At 56.8% G+C, this 18126-nt stretch carries 14 protein-coding genes; 4 read left to right on the top strand and 10 right to left on the bottom strand.

Annotation, left to right across the window (positions count from 1 at the left end; genetic code table 11):
• Positions 1-27: 27 nt before the first annotated feature.
• Both PHA01_RS18500 and PHA01_RS18495 read right to left on the bottom strand, forming a co-directional pair.
• Positions 28-975, bottom strand: a complete 948-nt coding sequence (locus tag PHA01_RS18500) for a DUF930 domain-containing protein (RefSeq protein WP_271897854.1) — start codon at positions 973-975, stop codon at positions 28-30.
• A gap of 116 nt (positions 976-1091) precedes the next feature.
• Positions 1092-1745 carry a TerC family protein gene (locus PHA01_RS18495; protein WP_271897853.1) on the bottom strand — a complete coding sequence of 218 codons (654 nt, stop codon included), beginning with the start codon at positions 1743-1745 and terminating at the stop codon, positions 1092-1094.
• Between the two features lie 386 nt (positions 1746-2131).
• Between PHA01_RS18495 and fae the strand changes: the two genes are divergently transcribed.
• On the top strand, positions 2132-2671 hold the full coding sequence (gene fae, locus PHA01_RS18490; RefSeq protein ID WP_271897852.1) for a formaldehyde-activating enzyme: 540 nt from the start codon (positions 2132-2134) through the stop codon (positions 2669-2671).
• Between the two features lie 53 nt (positions 2672-2724).
• Here the strand turns inward: fae and PHA01_RS18485 are convergent, their stop codons facing one another.
• Entirely contained in the window at positions 2725-3288 is a 564-nt protein-coding gene (locus tag PHA01_RS18485; protein ID WP_271897851.1) for a methylated-DNA--[protein]-cysteine S-methyltransferase, read from the bottom strand.
• Between the two features lie 283 nt (positions 3289-3571).
• Here PHA01_RS18485 and PHA01_RS18480 point away from each other — a divergent pair, with 283 nt between their 5' ends.
• The gene (locus PHA01_RS18480; protein WP_271897850.1) at positions 3572-4090 is read left to right on the top strand and encodes a sigma-70 family RNA polymerase sigma factor; all 519 of its coding nucleotides are present in this window, start codon (positions 3572-3574) and stop codon (positions 4088-4090) included.
• Here the strand turns inward: PHA01_RS18480 and fhuB are convergent.
• From fhuB to PHA01_RS18445, 7 genes are all read right to left on the bottom strand, one after another.
• Complete coding sequence (fhuB, locus tag PHA01_RS18475) at positions 4077-6071, bottom strand: Fe(3+)-hydroxamate ABC transporter permease FhuB (protein ID WP_271897849.1); 1995 nt, start codon at positions 6069-6071, stop codon at positions 4077-4079. The two genes, PHA01_RS18480 and fhuB, sit on opposite strands and share 14 nt — an antisense overlap.
• Positions 6068-6931: an iron-siderophore ABC transporter substrate-binding protein gene (locus PHA01_RS18470; protein WP_271897848.1), complete on the bottom strand. Its 864-nt coding sequence runs from the start codon at positions 6929-6931 to the stop codon at positions 6068-6070. Before PHA01_RS18470 ends, fhuB begins: the two co-directional genes overlap by 4 nt.
• Positions 6932-6935: 4 nt before the next feature.
• Positions 6936-7715 carry an ATP-binding cassette domain-containing protein gene (locus PHA01_RS18465; RefSeq protein WP_271897847.1) on the bottom strand — a complete coding sequence of 260 codons (780 nt, stop codon included), beginning with the start codon at positions 7713-7715 and terminating at the stop codon, positions 6936-6938.
• A 10-nt stretch (positions 7716-7725) separates the two neighbouring features.
• Positions 7726-9882 carry a TonB-dependent siderophore receptor gene (locus PHA01_RS18460; RefSeq protein ID WP_271897846.1) on the bottom strand — a complete coding sequence of 719 codons (2157 nt, stop codon included), beginning with the start codon at positions 9880-9882 and terminating at the stop codon, positions 7726-7728.
• Positions 9883-10068: 186 nt separating this feature from the next.
• A complete protein-coding gene (locus tag PHA01_RS18455) occupies positions 10069-11253 on the bottom strand; it encodes a PLP-dependent transferase (protein ID WP_271897845.1) in 1185 nt (394 codons plus the stop codon).
• Positions 11250-12662: an MATE family efflux transporter gene (locus PHA01_RS18450; RefSeq protein ID WP_271897844.1), complete on the bottom strand. Its 1413-nt coding sequence runs from the start codon at positions 12660-12662 to the stop codon at positions 11250-11252. Before PHA01_RS18450 ends, PHA01_RS18455 begins: the two co-directional genes overlap by 4 nt.
• Positions 12659-13681, bottom strand: coding sequence for a GNAT family N-acetyltransferase (locus PHA01_RS18445; RefSeq protein WP_271897843.1), 1023 nt, complete (start codon positions 13679-13681; stop codon positions 12659-12661). The genes PHA01_RS18450 and PHA01_RS18445 overlap by 4 nt, the downstream gene beginning before the upstream one ends.
• A 173-nt stretch (positions 13682-13854) precedes the next feature.
• On the opposite strand from PHA01_RS18445, the gene PHA01_RS18440 reads away from it, so the two are divergent.
• Entirely contained in the window at positions 13855-14070 is a 216-nt protein-coding gene (locus PHA01_RS18440; protein ID WP_271897842.1) for an MbtH family NRPS accessory protein, read from the top strand.
• Between the two features lie 37 nt (positions 14071-14107).
• Complete coding sequence (locus tag PHA01_RS18435; protein ID WP_271897841.1) at positions 14108-18103, top strand: non-ribosomal peptide synthetase; 3996 nt, start codon at positions 14108-14110, stop codon at positions 18101-18103.
• Positions 18104-18126: the final 23 nt, after the last annotated feature.

The following is an 18126-nucleotide window of genomic DNA, read 5'->3' as shown; positions in this document are numbered from 1 at the left end:
GTCGCCTCACGCCACAGTCGCCGGAACCTAGTCTACTGGCAGCTTGCGCGCTGGCCAATCGTTTCTTGGTACCGGGTTGCCGATCCCGAAACTGAAGGAAACGACTTTCATCGCTGCCGCATCGACCTGGCATTTGAAGTCCAGATTGTACCAGTTGGACCTGTTTCGAAATGCCCCCTCCCGGGAACTCAATGTACCGCTCGCGATGGTTCGGCCGGACGGGCTATATGCCAGCAAGTCGGCATCAGGCCTTTGGTTGCGGACCTGTTCCATTGCTTCAATCCCGCACAACTGCGTGATCCTCCGGTTTATCGGGAGGTTGCCTATGGCCTGTCTCACCCTCGGATCGGACAATGCGTCGGGTGAAAACAGTTTCTTCGCTCGGGTAAGTTTGAGTGGCTTCTGCTTGCCGCTTTTCGCCTCCGCCGGCTTCTTCGGTGCAAGTGCCTTCTCACTTTGCGCGAGTGCTTTTGCATCCGCTACCTGTTCCGCCGTCGGAGCTTCGTCCTTGCGCGGTACGTCGCCTCTGTCCGTCACGGGAAGATCAAGCTTTGGCAAGTCAGGCTTGGTGGCGGACGGCGCCTTTTCTGCGAGCGGTTCCGTCTCCGTCTCTGGCTTTGCCGGAGACGCATCCTGCGGTGTTGAATCGGCACTTTGAGGCGCCTCTTGCTCTTCGGGAGGCAGCTGCGGTTCGATCACCTTCTCGTCGGTTTTGGCCAGGGCGGACTCGAACGCCTGTGGCGGCGGCGGAGATAGTGGTGCCGCCGGTTGTGGCTTGCTCTCGGCTGGCTTGTTTTGCGTCTTCTCCGGCGGCTTGGGCGGCGCCGGAGGCACGACCTCTACCTTGATAGCTTCTTCCGGTGGCTTTGGCAGCGCCTCGGTCAAGCGGAACAGCAACAGAAATGCCACCGATAGATGCAGGGCAACAGACGCTAGTGCGCCCCATCCACTCCACGGCTTTTTATAGTGTTGCATTGTTCAGACGATACCGGACCCGCATCCTTGAAACCTAGGCTTTAGCAGGGTCGGCAACAAGGGCCGTAATCCGATAGTCGAATTGCCGGCGGCGCAATGCCCCGCCGGCAAATCAATCAGACACTGGCGTATGCGAAGACCTCATTGGCTCCGCGATAAATCATTTCCAGCGACACGTAGAGAATGATCAGAAGACCAACATAGGCGATCCAGCGGTGACGCTGAAGCAAGCGCGCAATGAAGCTTGCGGCAATACCCATAAGGGCGATCGACAGGATCAAGCCAAAGACAAGTATTTCAATATGATCACGCGCAGCGCCGGCTACAGCCAGCACATTGTCGAGTGACATCGAAACATCCGCGATGACGATCTGCCATGCAGCTTGCGCGAAAGTCTTGCGCGGAGCACCCGCAGCAATTTGCCCATCACCATCGATATCCCCCCGTAAAAGCGCCTCATTGGCTTCGGTCTCTTCAGCATGGCTGGTGCGAAGCTCCCGCCACATTTTCCAGCAAACCCAAAGCAGGAGGATACCGCCCGCAAGCAACAGACCAATGATCTGCAACAGTTGGGTGGTGGCGATCGCAAAAATGATGCGCAGCACCGTGGCTGCGATAATACCGAGAAGAATGGCTTTGGCGCGCTGATCCTTTGGCAGGCCAGCGGCGGCCAGGCCGATGACGATTGCATTGTCGCCGGCCAGGACCAGATCCATCATGATGACCTGGAGTAGGGCTGAAAGTGCGCTGGCACTGAGAAGTTCGCTCATGTGGTACCCGTTTTCCATAATTGGGGGCGCCCAAATTCCATGAAATATCCGAAATCACAAAGCAACGGCAATCTGCACTTTCGTTTGGAATGCGGACTGAACTGTGAAAAAATTACGGTCGATTGTATTCCAGGAAACCAGGCCATCCAGTTGAACACTCAGTCCGACATCGCAGTTCCAAGAACTGCCAGAGGGGCCCGGCCTGATGCGTCATTCCTATTCGAATCGCGCCGCGAACTCAAGGGGGCAATATGTGGATTCGAAATGAGGCTGTGGTTTGATCCAATTCACACGCAGTATTGTCGTGGCGCGAAGAGCGACTTTTCGTCCGCTGGACCGGCATGGGCGATGCCGATAGGTTCTGCCTGCAATCGAGAGGGAAGCACATGACTGGTATTTGGTTTCGTACGGGTGAAGCAACGGTTTTGGCTGCGGAGGGTCAGGTGACCGACGCCATGCCCGAGGTTGTCATCGGCTCGGTCAGGGGTCCGGTCGGACAGGCGTTTGCGTCGATGATGGGACAGGTCAAGGGTCACACCCGTATGTTCGTGGTGCGGGATCTCAACCAGGCAGTGCGTCCTGCCACGATGATGACCACCAAGGTCACAATCAAGAACATGGCATATGCGGAACTGCTTGGCGGGGTCGTACAGGCGGCGATGGGCGATGCGATCGTCGACTGTCTGATCGAAGATATTCTTCCCCGCGATCAAGCCGATGAACTCTGCATGATCATTACCGTCTGGCTCGATCCCCGCTGCGTCGACGACGAAAATCTTGACCACAAGGATCTTTACCGTACCAATTACGAAGCGACAAAGCTCGCAATTTCCCGGGCAATGACCGGCAGGCCCACGGTCGAAGAACTCATCGCCAACCGCAAGACGGTCAAACATTACGCGCTGGAAGGCATCATCGATTATTGAACGGCAGGGATGTGACAAGCGCCCTGTCGGGCCTGACTGCCCCGTCCCGCTATTTAGAACCCAAACGACTTTTGCGCTGGTTGCGGTGATTCGAAATGAACACCTTCCAGCTCGAGCATGCGCGCTTTGGCGACAGAGCCTCCAGGCGCGGAAAAACCACCGACTTTGCCCCCGGCTGCCAATACGCGATGGCAGGGAATAATCAACGGCACCGGGTTCTTGGCCATGGCCTGACCAACATCACGTGCAGCTTCCGGTCCTGCGCCAAGCTGCTTGGCCAAGGCACCGTAGGTGGTCGTATGGCCCCAACTCAACTGCCGTGCCGCAGCGTATATCTGCTCGAAGAAAACATCCTGCTCGCCCAAATCGAGCTTGAACCCAAAAAAATCAATCTCTTCGCCCTCGAAATAGCGTTTTGCCGCGGCCACAGCTTGAAGTACCTGCTCAGAGGGCTGGCCAGGTTCAGCGCCAGGTATCCGGCGGAGCAGCAACCGTTCTGCTGCATCAGCGCTTTTTGTCGGTAACTGAAAGCGTGTGATCCCGATATCGCTCCAGGCGATACCGCAGAAGCCACCCGCGGTTTCGAAGATAAGATAATGCTGCACTGTATGGCCCATCGCACGGCCCTCGCGTTTCAACTGCCATAAAAATCGTGCAATCGGCGCGCGAATTCAACCCGATTCTTGCTTCATGCGAGCGCCCGGTTGTTGGAGGTCGTCGAGAAGATGCGTAGGAGCAGCATGTAACTATTTTGACTTAATAACTTGACTCGTTTTATCATATTATTTTATAGCTGTCCCGCGACATCGCTGGCAATTTTACTCGAGCATTTTAAATTAAAATGCGCGGACAAAAGCCATTTTATCCCTCATTGCAATCGTCTATCAAGAAGATACCAAAATGAGAAAAGAAATAAATCTACATGACGACAATATCCTTGTCGATATATTGATACGATATAGGCCAAAGCTCCTGAAAATTGCCGAAGGCGTTCTGCATTCCCCCACGCAATCTGAAGATATATTTCATGATGCTGTTCTTAAGGCATGCACTATGCAGTCAAGCTGCGTCCGTTGTCCGGTCGGCTATGCTTGCCGCATGGTTTATAATCTGGCTTTGGACGAAGCCCGCAAACGGTCCTATGAAAAGCTCAACATGACACCCGTCGACGGTATGGATTCCATCCCTGCCCCGAGTGTCAGCGCGCTCGACTGTCTGGTGAGCACTGAAACTCTGTGGGAAGTACTGAACTCATTGAACACTCTGCCGAAGCGCACCCAGGACGCATTTGTCCGTCATCGCGTAGACGGTATTCCACAGAAGGATATTGCGGAAGAACTGGGGGTGTCCAGAACGCTCGTCAACTTCATGATCAAAGACGCGCACCGCGCCTGTCAGCGGACCCTTAGGGCAGCTTAGACAAGGGGCGACCGCGGACAAGTAGCAACGCAAACACCGGTCCGCCCAGCAGCGTAGCGACAAGCCCTGTCGGCAGTTGCCACGGGAAATAGGCAGTGCGACCGATGAAGTCGGCTGTTGCCATGAGCAGGGCTCCGCACAGTGCCGAGCCCATCAAATGCGGCAGGCCGCGCGTCAGCCCAAGCCGCTGGGCGAGATGCGGAGCCATCAGGCCGACGAAGCTCAACGGACCCACGATCAATGTGGCCATGGCTGTCAGCAGCGCGGCTACGGCAAGGATCAGGACCTGCAGCTTCTTCACATCAACGCCGTGTGAATGCGCCGATAGATCACCCAAAGCGAATTGCTGTAGCGGACGAACGAGGAGCATAACCGTGATGACACCGACTACGGCCAGTGCCAATATTATCAATGACATGGCACTACTGACCCCATAGGTAGAGCCGGCCATCCAGCTGATCAGTGACAGGGCTCGCGGGTCGCCGGAGGCGAGCACAACAGAGATCAGCGCCGTCAGAAATGCTCCCAGCGATACACCGAACATAAGGAACTGGTTACCGGAATGCGCCGCGCGGCTCATCGCGAAGAGGATAGCGAGAACTGTCCCGGCACCCAAAAACCCGCCGGCAAGTCGATGGCTAATGGTCGGTTCTGATACGACAAACAAGATACAAAGCAATCCGAACGCTGTTCCGGCGCTGACGCCCAGAACCTCCGGACTCGCCATGGCATTGCCAGTCAGTCGCTGCAACAGGCTGCCGGCAAGCGCCAGCATGATGCCCGCGGAAGTTGCAGCTACGAGTCGAGGCAGCCGCCATGGCAGCAGGGATTTCAGTGTCGCGCCTGTGCTGCTTATCCACGATCCGTCGACGCCCCTGCCGACAAATATCGCGGCCATTGCTACGGCCAAGACGAGACCCGCAAGCGTCGCTATCAGGACCAGGGCCCGGCTGCTCGCGGCGGGGGACGATCCGCTTTGAACCGCCGTTTGCAGCGAACCGCCACGCTTCAACATCACGAACAGAAGTACCGGCACTCCGATCAGCGCAGTCGCCGCACCGGTCGGAACATAGCTTCCTGTTTTTGCGGTATAGATTTGCATGATCTGATCAACGATGATCAGCAACGCAGCGCCGATGAGCGGAGCAACAATGAGCCTTGTATTGATCCGCCGGGCGCCAATAGCCCTCGCGATCGCTGGCGCAGCAAGGCCGAGAAAGCCGATCACACCTACAGCGCTGACCGTGAACGTCGTCAGGGCCACGGCGACAAACAGCGCAGCGGCCCTGACAAATTGCAGTTTGACTCCAAGTCCTTGCGCTGCCTCACCAAGCGTCAGGACACTCAGCTGCCGAATGAGCAGCAGCGCGAGTACAGTACAGCCGACAACTTTCGGGAAAAGTTCCCCAACGGAGCGCCAGTCGTTCTGGTTCAACGATCCGCCACCCCAGACGAATAGACCTGACAGATAGTGGTCGTTCATCAACGTCAGCAGCGTAACGATTGCCGTACAGTAGAGGCCGGTAACCAGGCCCGTCAGGATGACAGCAATCGGCTGGAACTTGAATCGCCATGCGACGGCAAAGACGACGGCCATCGCGGCAAAGCCACCGAAAGCCGTTGCCGTATCCCGGCTCCAGCCGAGAAGTGCCGGAAACCAAAGCATCGCGACGCCGAGCGCGAGTTGGGCCCCTGCTTCCACGCCCAACGTCGAAGGTGAAGCGAGCGGATTGCGCAGCACATGCTGGAAAAGAACACCGGATAATCCTAGTGCCAAGCCGCAGACGCAAGACATCACCAGCCGTGGCAAAACACTATAGTGCAGAAGGACTGCCTGGCTGTCACCGGCTGACGGCAGCGAAAAGACAGCACGTACTCCGGTGCTGCTGATCAAAGGACCGAGGTTGAACGCAGCGATGGCGGCGGCGATGCACCACAATAAGCCGGTGGTGAGCCATGGACGGGCAGCAATATGTCTCATGCGGTGCCTTCGACGAGCAATCGGGCAAAACGGGTTGCCGCAGGCAGTGTGCCAAACATCAGCACGCTTGCCATGTGCTGGGCATGTCCCGACTGAACGAACGGCATGCTTTGCCAAAGGGGACTACCCGGCAAGTTTGCGAGCACATCCGGTGGTACCGGATCCATGTAAAAGAGCCGCGCGTCGCCAATATCAAACAGATCGGCCATACCGATATCGCCGAATCCCCATTCGTTGGTTGGCCGCGTCCAGGCATTTTCCAGTCCAAGACGGTCGAACACATCCTGAAAAATGCCGCCGGGCCCGTATATCCGGATATTGCGTTCGTCGATGAAGGTAATCACTGCGACCTTGCCGAGATAGCTCGTCGCCGCCCGTGCTGCACGCAATTCCATCTCCGAGCGCTCAATCAGCGCTTGCGCCTCTGTCGCGCGTCCGAGCACACGGCCGAGTTCCTGGGTCGCGTCAATGATGTGGGGAAACGGTGATGTCCCGAGTGCATGAACGGGGAACGATTTGACCGGCGCGATCTGCTCCAGCTGTGGCCTGACCCATTCGAGATACGGTGTCGACACAATCACATCGGGTCTCAACAGCTGTAGCAGCTCCATGTTGATCTCATGAGAGGAACCGAGATTGGCGACGTTTGGCGGCAAAGCTGGTTCCACTGTCCAGTTCGCCCATCCCGTCGTATCAATCAGCCCGATCGGTGGCACGCCAAGTTCAATCAATGTCTGCGCAAGACCATAGTCCAGCGAAACGACTCTCGGAGCAGCACTTCCACCCTGTGCCTTTGCCGGCAAACAACCAAGAGTTGCTGCCACACCAAACAGAAAGTCGCGTCTGCGTATTGAGGACATTGGCTTAGAGGACGTAACTGATGGGCGCTTGCGTTTCCGGATGCCGGAATATCCCCATGCGCACGCCATAGATCGCATCGAGCCTGTCCACAGTGATCAGCGTCTCGGTCTCGTCGTGCGCCACGAGCTTGCCGCTGGAAAGCGCAATCAACCGGTCGCAATAGCGCGCTGCCATGTTGATGTCATGCAGAACGATAAGCACGGAGCGACCGTGATCGTGCGCCAGCTTCTGGATGAGGCGCATAACTTCGATCTGATGATTGATGTCGAGAGCCGAGATCGGCTCGTCAAGAAGCAGGCACTCGGTGTCCTGGGCAACCAGCATCGCCAGGAAGGCACGTTGGCGTTCACCGCCGGACAGAGTATCGACAATGCGATCGGCCATCGCTGTCATGGATGTCAGCTCCAGTGCTTCGCCAACCTTGGCCCTGTCGTTACTGGAGAAACGTCCAAGCGCTCCGTGCCAGGGATAGCGGCCAAGAGCAACGACTTCCCTTACGGTCATGCCGTCGGTGTCGGGAGTCTGTTGCGGCAGATAGGCAACCTTCCTGGCGTATTCCTTGGACCGGAACGATCCCAGCGCCTGCCCCAGACATTCGACGCGGCCGTGCGTTGGCGACTGAAAACGCGCCAATATCTTCAGCAGCGTGGATTTTCCGGACCCGTTGTGGCCAAGGATACCGACCACCTCGCCCCGTGGAATGTCCAGCGTCAATGGATGGAGCAGTGTCCGTCCATCAACGTCGTAACCGATACCATTCAGCGAAAAGGCGGATCCGTTCATCACATACTCGCTAGAACTTGGCCGAAAGGATGGCTTTGACGGCGCGTCCCTCGCCGTAGATGCACATGGGTGAGCCATTGTCGTCACCAGCGCACGTCGCGTAGTACTCCTTGTCGAAAACGTTGCTCGCCTTGAGTGAACCCTTCCAGCCATTCTTCTCGTAGCTGATAGCTGCATCCACCAGAGTATAGGACCCGACCTCGATCTGATTGGCGTTGTCACCGAAGGAACTGCCAACGTAGCGGACACCGGAACCGATATTCAGGCCTTCGAGGGTCCCGCTCTCGAAGGTGTATTTGGCCCAGATTGATGCCTGATGCTCCGGTACGAGTGCCGGCCGGTTACCCAGTTCACCTTCGACGTTGCTCGAGGTGATTTCGGTATCAAGATAGGTGTAGCTGCCCGTCACGCTGACGCCGTGGAAGAGGTTCACGACGGTTTCGAGCTCGAAACCGCGGTGCCGGACTTCCCCGGTCTGGACCTGGAAGTTGGGATCGTCCGGATCCGGCGTCAGCACATTGGATTTGGTGATCTCGAAAACCGAGCCGGTAACCGTTCCCGGGAAATAATCCGGTTCATATTTCACGCCTGCTTCATATTGCTGGCCCTCGGAAGGCGAGAATGCCTGTCCGTCAAAGCTTTGACCGATGGTTGGCGTGAAGGATTCGGAATAGCTGATGTAAGGCGTCAGGCCATTATCGAACAAGTAGCCGAGACCTACCTTTCCAGAGAAGGCACTGTCCGATTGCTCGCTGGTTGAATTGCTCAAGCGGTCAAAGGTCTTGTCTTCGACCCAGGACTGGCGTCCACCTAGAGTAAGCAACCAGTGATCGTCGAATTTGGTCTGCGTCTGTGCGTAGAGTCCGACCTGATCGACGGTCTCCCGTCGATCAAGATAAATTGGAGGAGAGGGAACATCGATGCCGTAGACGGGGTCAGTGATATCGAGGCTCGGTCCGGTATCGAAGCCATTCTGCCCATCAACAGTCTGGCGGTCGTATGAAAGGCCCATTAACAGGGTATTCTTGATGCGTTTGCCCTCATAGTCGTACTGAACACCGGTATCGACGCTGAAAAGCGTTGCCGTTTCGTCAACCGTGAACGCCGTGCGGTTCATCGTTTCGTCGTCGATCATGCTGGAATAATAAAGATGCCTGTAATCGGTTTTCTGCTGCGAGTAGCGGAGGTTCTGCCAGACTTTCCACTCGTCGTTAAAGCTGTGCTCGAATTCATAGCCGATGGACCCATGGTCTGCATCGAACCGATCGAAATTCGGATCGGATGCGGTGAAACTGCGCGAGAATTTTGGAATGTTCGGGAAGGCCGGATTGGCGACAGGCAGGAACGTGTTTGGCGTCAGTTCATCCCACTGGTAGTTGGCGAGAATTGTCAGCGACGTGTCGTCGCTGGGTGACCAGGTGATTGCGGGTGCGATGAACACCCGGTTGTTCTTGGAAAAATCCGTTTGCGTCTGCCCATCGCGGAAAAGACCCGTCAGGCGATAGGTCCAAACGCCTTCCTTGTCGAGCGGACCGCCCAAATCAATCCCCGTCTCATAGGTGTTGAAAGATCCGTAGCTGGCGTATGCGCTGTAAAGCGGGTCCTGGGTCGGCCGCTTGGTCACGAGGTTGACAATGCCGCCAACCTCGTTCGAGCCGTAAAGTACGGATGCCGGCCCCTTGAGCACCTCTACCCGTTCCAGGCCGTATGGCTCGGCTTTGAAACCAGAGAAGTCGATGGCCTTTTGCGGCAGGCCGTCGCGATAAACGGCATAGGGGCCAATGTCGAAGCCGCGGATCAGGAACTGATCGAAGCGATCATCAACGCCCCAAGGTGAGGCCGTCACGCCGGAAGTGTAGGCAATCGTATCCTCGATTTGATCTGAAAACCGGTCATCCATCTGCTCGCGGGTAACTACGGAAATGGATTGGGGGATTTCACGGATCGGCGTGTCAGTCTTGGCGCCGGTCAGCGTATTCTTGGCGATATAACCTTTGTCAGGTCCAACAGGGTTGGTATCGCCATCGATGACGATAGTGTTCAGCTGGATTGAGGGCGCTTCCTGGGCAACCGCGATATTTGCCATCATCAACCCGGCGATCGACGTCGTCACCAGCAATCGGGCACGACGCTGCCGCCTTGATGAATTGGCTTCGGTCCAAATCACTGCCCTGCATCCCCGCATGACACACCCCTTGTAAAAGCTTGACTCTGCTTGATAATTTACATGAGTTTTGTACTCATGTTTAAAGATGACTACATTTGTCATCTTATGTGAGTCAAGGCGCGATCGGTAAAATGCCGACTTTTTTGACGCGCCCCGCCCAATCGGCAAGAGGCTGTGGCCTCGATGCTACAGATGCGCACCATGCAGCGCTTGCTGGATATCGCTCCAGATCACTTCCGGCTCCTCGAGACCAACCGCAAAACGTATGGTTTGCGGATTGACGCCGAAACGAACGAACGAGGTCATGCGATCGGGAATTTGCAGAGCAGCCTTCGCAGGAACCACAAGCGTTTCCGGCCCGCCCCAGCTGACACCAAGCCGGATATGGCGCAGCGCGTTTACAAAACGTGCAACATCAATATCGGGACTTAGATCGAAGGCGAACAGGCCGGAAAAGCCGGTCAGCGTCTTCTTGCCCGGATGATCGGAAAAGGCGGGATGACGGACGAGCGCAATGTCCGGATGTTGCTGAAGATGCTTGGCGAGCACAAGCCCGTTATGCATATGTTCCTTCAGCCGCACCTTCAATGTCCGCATACCGCGCAGGAGCAGCCAGGCTTCGAAGGGTGAGAGCTTTGCGCCGATGTACGGGTAGGTCGAGCTGTTGATCTTGGCGATCAAATCACGCGGACCCACAACCACGCCGGCAACCGTATCGCTGTGGCCACCAAGATATTTCGACGCAGCATGAATGACGATATCGACGCCATGCTGGATCGGCTTTTGGAACAGCGGGGTCGCCCAGGAATTGTCGATCACAGTCGTAACGCCATATTCCTTCGCCATTGTCGTCAAGGCTTCGATGTCCTGCAATTCGAAAACCATGGATGTCGGGTTTTCGAGGTAGAGTAGCTTCGCGCCGGGCAAGGCAGCACGGACCTCGTCATGATTGGACGGATCGACAAAGTCTACCGTGACGCCAAAACGGGCGAGCAGCTTGACGAAAAGCCGGTAGATATCGTTGTAGAGATGTTGCACCGCGACAACCCGGTCGCCAGCTTCGACAAGGCTCAAGATCGTTGCTGTTATCGCCGCGGTGCCACTCGAGAAACCACGTCCGTCCTCGGCACCCTCCAGCCGGGCCGTCAGCAATTCGAACTCTCGCACCGTAGGATTATCCCCGCGCGAATAGATATAGTTGCGGGACCGCCCGGCAAAGACATCCTCCATGGCCTCATAGGTGTCATAGGTGAAAAGCGACGTCTGAAATATCGGCGGCGAAACCGCATTGAAAGCAGCATTGTCGACTGGCGAAAACAGATCGTCCGGCATTTCGGCATTGAATTCTTGCGGTGGCATGGCTTTGTTCATGAGGCCCTCTCAGACACGATGCTGTTGAAACTGGTGATTGGATTGGATGACGAATGGTCACGGAGCTGGCGCAGGATCATGACAAGGATACCCAATGACATGAGCGCAGTTAGAGCGGGTGCAAGAAAGAGGCTGGCCAGGACTCCCTCGAATTCAAACCAGTGTGGCAGGATGAAGAGCAGCGGCAGCAGGAAATAGCCGTTCTGCGCAACGCTGATAAATCCCGCCAGACGCGCCCGGCCCTGCGCCTGCAGGAGTACCAGCAGGATCTGCCTTGCACCGAAGAAGACGAACGGAATGTGTGTGACGACCAGCGTTTGTGCCGCAATATTTGCGATTTCGACGTCATTCGTGAAAATCGCGGCGACGGGATAGCGCTGCAGAATGGCACCTAGACTGTATATGACGGCAAACATGGACGTTAGCACCAGCAGCGTTCTCGATGCCGCGAGCAACCGAGAGGGGTTTTTCGATCCGCTGGCGAAGCTCAACACCGCCTGCCCGCCGAGCGAGAGGCCAACAATCGGCAGCATGCCGAGGGTCAGGACGCGCATTGCAATGCCGACCCCGGCAACGCCGTCGTCCCCGCGATAGAATCCGGCGAAAGTGAACAGCACAGCGAAGCTGATGCTGCTCAACATGCTTGTGAGCGTTACCGGCAATCCGATGAGAAGGACCGGCTTGAGAACATCGATGCGCCGTGCCATGAACCTCGCAGCTACGTGCAAGGTCCCGATCCGCCTGCGGAAGTAGATGAAATAGGCACCAAGCGCCGCAATCTGCGATATGATGGTGGCGACTGCTGCTCCCGCCAATCCAAAATCGAACCAGAAGATCATGACTGGATCGAGGACGATGTTGAGGGCGAAACAGCCCATCAGCGTCCACATGCTGAAACGCGTGTTGCCCTCTGAAATGGCGATAAAATCCGAAAGGATCTGAAGCATGGTCAGCGTCACCGAAAAGGCGACGATCGCAAGATAGTGTTCGGCCAATGGCAGGATGGCTTCGCTGGCGCCAAAGAGGACAAGCAACTCACGCTTGAAGAGGAGAATTGCACCCGTCAGCGCGAGCCCGAGTGGTATCGCCAGCATGACGAGCGTTGACGCCGTGATGCTGGCCCGCTGCGGATCGCCCGCACCGAGGGCCCGACCGACGGCTGTAGCAACGCCAACGCCAAGCCCCTCGCCGATCGCTCCGACCATCATCAGGATTGGCAGGACAACGGTGATCGCCGCGATCTCATGGCTACCGATCATGCCGACGAAAACCATATTGATCGTGTGATGGACGGCATTGATCGACAGGCCTGCAACCGCAGGCATGCCAAGCCGAAAGATCAGACGAGTGAGTGCCGGATCGTTCAGATCATCAGGGGCAAAATAGGCCCGCTTCGGCTTCAAGGTCATGGTGCCGGAACCCAGAAACGATCGCCGAAGAAACGTTCCCGCGTCAACATCACCAGCAATGCCCGCTTGTGCGGGAAGTCAAAGTGCTTGATCTTGGCAAATCCCGAGCGGTCAAGATTGCGGATCTGCTGCTCGTGGCTGGCGCGCGGCTCGCCGACAATGCGCTGCGTACGCGGATCATCGAGAAAGATGAAATGCATCAATGACGGGAGCCAGGCCGCGATCCACTGCTTGCCGCGATAAGCCGGTTCGCCAATAGCGACATGCCAGCCGCGATCATAGTCCTGCGCATCATAATAGGGCCCGAGGCGGTTTTCCTTGGCCCAGTAGACCTCAAAATAACCGAATGGCACACCGTCGAAACAGCCAGTCAGCGCCAGCATATGCGGATCGCTCAAGCGCTCTTCGAGGATAGCCGCGTGCTTCTGCCTGTCACCGCCATCCTCCCAGATCACATTGACCTGTTCGTCATTCATCCACCGATGGAAATGCTCGAGATCGGCCTTGGGGTCCGCAACCCGAAAAGACAGGCTCTGGTCGAGCCATGGAATATAACGGTCATAGACAACGCCTGCCGGCTTTCGCGGCCGTTTCGGATGATATTGTCGATTGCTCAAGACATGCACTTGCGGGTTTGGATAAGCCGGCTTTGCAATCCATGGCGCCGGCCATTGCCAGAACGCTCTCGGATCGATCAACAAGCGATCGCCGTCAAATGTACCAAGCGGGAAGTCGGATGCCGGCATATTGCCGATCTCGATCATCCCGATGTCGCGTGACTGCGCGGTCATGAATTCGATGGCGGACGACACGACCGGGATTGCGTCGCACTCCTTGAGATCCGGCAAACCAAGTTTCAAGCCGTCCGGCGTCGTCTGGACCGAGATGGTATAAGCGCCACTGGCTGTAGAAACCCGCAACGTCTCCGGCATTGGCTGTGCGGCCGTTTTCAGGAAGCGGAATGAGAAGGGAACCCGCTCAACGCGTGTTTCTTTGGCAAGGTTGGATATGAGGGTCATGGCACACTCCGCAGCATCACGCCGCGGCTGTTACCCGCGGCTTTTGCTACAGAGACGTAACGAGCCGGCATCGATTTAGCCCAATCTTTGAAAAATTTTTCTCCATTCTCGCTTAAATTGCAGGCGACCTCGTCCGTCTCTTGATCATGTTTATCTGTTTAGGAGTCTGCACGATGTCTGCAGGAGAGCTATTGCCAGAGACCTTGCCCGAGACCTGGAGTGTCGTCCGCGACCAGGAAGATCGCTATTCCGTCTGGGCTGACGACAAGGCGCTGCCTGTCGGTTGGAGCAAGGAACCGATCAGCGGCACACGTGACGAGTGCCTGCAAAAGATCAAGCAAATCTGGATTGATCCAAGGCCGCTCGGCCTGCGGCAGGCCATGGCCTGAGCTTCGCTCTCAATTCAGATAATGGACCGGTGAAAACATGAACAAGCTATTCGCACCAGATCAGGCGAACGATACCGTCGTGTTGGACGACGTTTCTCGCAGTGTCTCTGACAGCTTTCCTTTAAGCCTTGCGCAAAAGCGCATCTGGTCGCTTGAGCAGATCGGCAACAGCACTGTTTTCCCTTTGCAGGTTCTCACCCTGCGCTGGCATTCCACCGTTACACTGGATCAGCTGCAGCACGCCCTTGCGAAGCTGGCAAAACTTCAGAGCGCCCTGCGCACACGTTTCTGCCGTTTCGCCGGCGGGCGTATCGAACAATTTTCAGACCCGCGTGAGGTTCCTCCTGTAGAGACCCTCGGAAGCGACAGTAATCCTCTGACAGAAGTTGAAGCCGAAGAACACGAGGCCGAGTTTATCTCCCGTCCCTTCGATTTGCTCAACGGCGTGTCATCCCGCTGCCAGTTGATCGTGACGGCGCAAGGCATGCTCAAATCGACCATCGTCCTGCATCCGATTGTCTGCGACGATGCCGCTCTTTCGATCCTGCAACGGGATCTGATTGCGCTCATCAATAACGAGGCACTGGCACCGGTTATTGACGACAACCTGTTGCGCGGTGCCCGCGAAGAAGAGTGGCTTGAGACGACCGATTTCACCACCGCGCTCGCGCATTGGCGCAATCTGATCGGCGAGGAATACACCGCGACGACTTTGCCGACACGTTTCAACGCGATCGGCTACGCGGGTGCCAAGCGCCACCACCGCCCGTTCCAACTCGATTCAACGCTATGGACCAGCGTCAAGCTTTACGCGAAGCAGCACAAGTTGAAGGCAGATATCGTGCTATCCGCTGCATTTGCAATTCTCCTCGCCCGCTACAGCGGCAACTACAGCTTGCAGCACGGCGTCCTTTTATCGAACCGTGACGCAGATGGACGCGGGCCAATCGTCTGCCGCGTTGAACAGATTTTGCCGCTCAAGCTCGAACTCACTTCCAGGGCACGCGTGCTTGATGTTTGCCGTGCGGTGGATTCCGCCATTTTAACTGGCACGCGCAATCTAATTCCGTTTGAGCGGTTGGTGCAGGAAATCCAGACACACGAGGAGCGGGAGCAGGATGCGATAGTCAAATCGCTGTTCGAGTTCCGTGAACCCCGCATACGCTCCGATCTCGCGCCGGGGACATCGGCCACCCTCGCCCCTCGTTCCGACATCGAGCTTGCGCTCCTCATTTCACCTAATGAATCAGGTGGGCTGGATGCGCTGTTCGACTATGCGGAGGATATCTACGAACCGGGCTTGATCGAGCGGGCCTCTGCCCATTTCGGCCGAATCCTGGCCCAAGCCATCGGTGGGACGGACCTCCGGATCAAGGATATCCAGTTCATCGGCGAGGACGAACTCGACATTCTGTCCGCTCCCTCTGAGGATGAGGGCGTCAATGACGATCGCCCCGTGCATGAACACATCTCCGCGCATGCGGCACGCACGCCGGACAAGACAGCCATCATCTATGCCCACGAAGTCTGGAGTCACGCCAGATTAGACCAGAGCGCAAATCGACTTGCACATCGTTTGATCAAGCTCGGTGTTGGTGCTGACATAAGCGTTGCGATCGCCGTAAAGCGCTCGCCGGAGGCCATTGTCGGCATACTCGCGACACTGAAGGCAGGCGGTGCGTATATTCCGGTCGAACCTGATCACCCGACAACACGCAATCACCATATCCTGCACGATGGTAGGGTAAAGGTAATCCTGACCAATAGCTGGCTGATCGATCGCATTCCTGATGGACTTGATGCCATCATTCTGGAGCTGGACAAACTTGACCTCGGCCAGGAACCCGACACAGCCCCTGATGTGCATGTTCACAAGAACCAGCTCGCCTATATCATGTATACGTCCGGTTCGACCGGACTTCCAAAGGGAGTGGCCGTCGAACACGGTCCCCTGACCCACCACATGCAGAATACGTCCCGTGTTTATGGCATGAGCGAGGTATCGCGCGAATTGCCATTTCTGCCCTTCAGTTCCGATGGCGGGCACGAACGATGGATGAATCCGCTTATGGAGGGCGGCAGTATTATCCTTCCCGATCAGCCACTCTGGACACCGGAAGAAACGTTGACAGCTATGCGCAAGCACGGCGCCAACAATGCCAGCATTCCGACGACCTACCTCCAGCAGCTGGCCGAATGGGCTGATCTCACCGACAGCGCGCCCCCGATGCGGCTCTATTCATTCGGCGGCGAGGGTCTCGCCCAGCAGACTTTCGATCTTTTGTCGAAAGCGTTGAAGTCGGAATGGCTGATCAACGGCTATGGCCCCACCGAAACCATCATGACGCCGATGGTCTGGAAAGTGCGGGCTGGTCAGAAGTTCGAAGGGACTTACGCGCCGATTGGTCGCGCGGTTGGCAATCGCCGCGTCTATGTGCTTGATCCCGATTTGAACCCCTGCCCTATCGGAGTGACCGGTGAACTTTATATCGCGGGCGAAGGCATGGCCCGTGGTTACATCGGCAAGCCCGACATTACCGCCGACCGCTTCATTCCCGACCCGTTTTCGAAGGAAGGCGGGCGCCTTTATCGTTCCGGCGATCTTACTCGCTGGCGTGAGGATGGTACGGTGGAATTTGTTGGCCGCGTCGATCATCAGGTGAAATTGCGGGGCTATCGCATCGAACTCGGCGAGATCGAAGCTGCACTGCTACAACAGGATGGCGTTGGCGAAGCGCTCGTCGTTCTGCGCGATGACGATGCGACCAAGCAGAAGATGCTCGTCGCCTATGTGGTGCCAAAACAGGGTCGCGAACTGAATATCGCCGATATTCATTCGGCGCTCGAGCGTGCCCTTCCCGCCTATATGGTTCCCTCTGCGATCGTTCCGCTCACGAGCATGCCGATCAATCCGAACAGCAAACTCGATCGCTTCGCACTGCCCGCGCCGACACCCCTAAAGCGAACGATCATCGAGCCTCAAAACGCAGTGGAAGCAGAAGTTCTCGATATCTGGCAACAGATCCTGAATATCAGCCCAATCAGCGTCGAGGACAATTTCTTTGCCATCGGTGGCAATTCGCTGGGCGCCATCCGGATTCTTTCCGCGTTGCGTCAGCGCAAGCCGCAGAACCGCACCACAATAGCCGATCTCTTCAACAATCCGACAATCCGCTCCTTCGCCAAAGTTATTGAAGCGGGCAACGATCAGGCCGGAAGCGAGGTGATTGTGCTGCGAGCCTCGGGCACAAAGCCCATGCTCTATTGCTTCCCCGGTCTGCTGGTCAGCACGCGCGAATATGTCAAGCTGGTCGACTATCTCGGAGCGGACCAGCCGGCGACCGGCTTCATCTGCTATTCGCTCTCCGAGCAGAAGCAGATCGGTGCCTCGGTCGATGAGATCATCGAGAGCTATGTCGACTACATCAGGACCCACAGCAAAGGCCAGCCCTGCTATTTCCTCGGCTGGTCGTGGGGCGGATTGCTGGCCTATGAGGCGGCGCGCAGGCTCGGCGACGAGATCGATCTGCGTCTGATCACCATGGTTGACGTTTGCGACCTTGGAACTGAATTCGCCATTGGCTCGACGCCCCGATTCAAGCCGGGTGAGCGCGACCAGTTGCACCAGATGGTGCAGGCGTGGCTAGCACAGACCGCGATGCGCGCGGAATGGGACCGGCTCCTTGGTGTCATGGACGCCGATACCTATGACCAGTTCCTGCGTTTTGTCGGCGACGAAAAGGATGAACTGCCAACCGATGGTCCCGATATCAGCAGTCGGGAGCACACGTTCTGGATCCTGATCGACAACGCACTGATTTTCCGGCGTCATCATTTGCAGCCTTACAATGTACCCATCCACTCCTGGGCGGCCGACGACAGTCTGAACCGGGGCCTCAACCTCATCGACTGGCGCCGCTATTCCCCTCGAGCCAACCCCGCGGAAATCATCTCCGGCACCAACCATCTGCACGTGATCGGCTCGCAGGCGTTTCACAGCCGGCTGGCACACCGGCTGAATGAAGCTCTTTGACCAACGCGTCACCGAAAGGAATT

It is taken from the genome of Candidatus Phyllobacterium onerii, from assembly GCF_028331445.1.
Classification (GTDB): Bacteria; Pseudomonadota; Alphaproteobacteria; order Rhizobiales; family Rhizobiaceae; genus Phyllobacterium; species Phyllobacterium onerii.
Note: the sequence above shows the minus strand (reverse complement) of the source record. Positions and strands in the feature narration are given on the sequence as shown.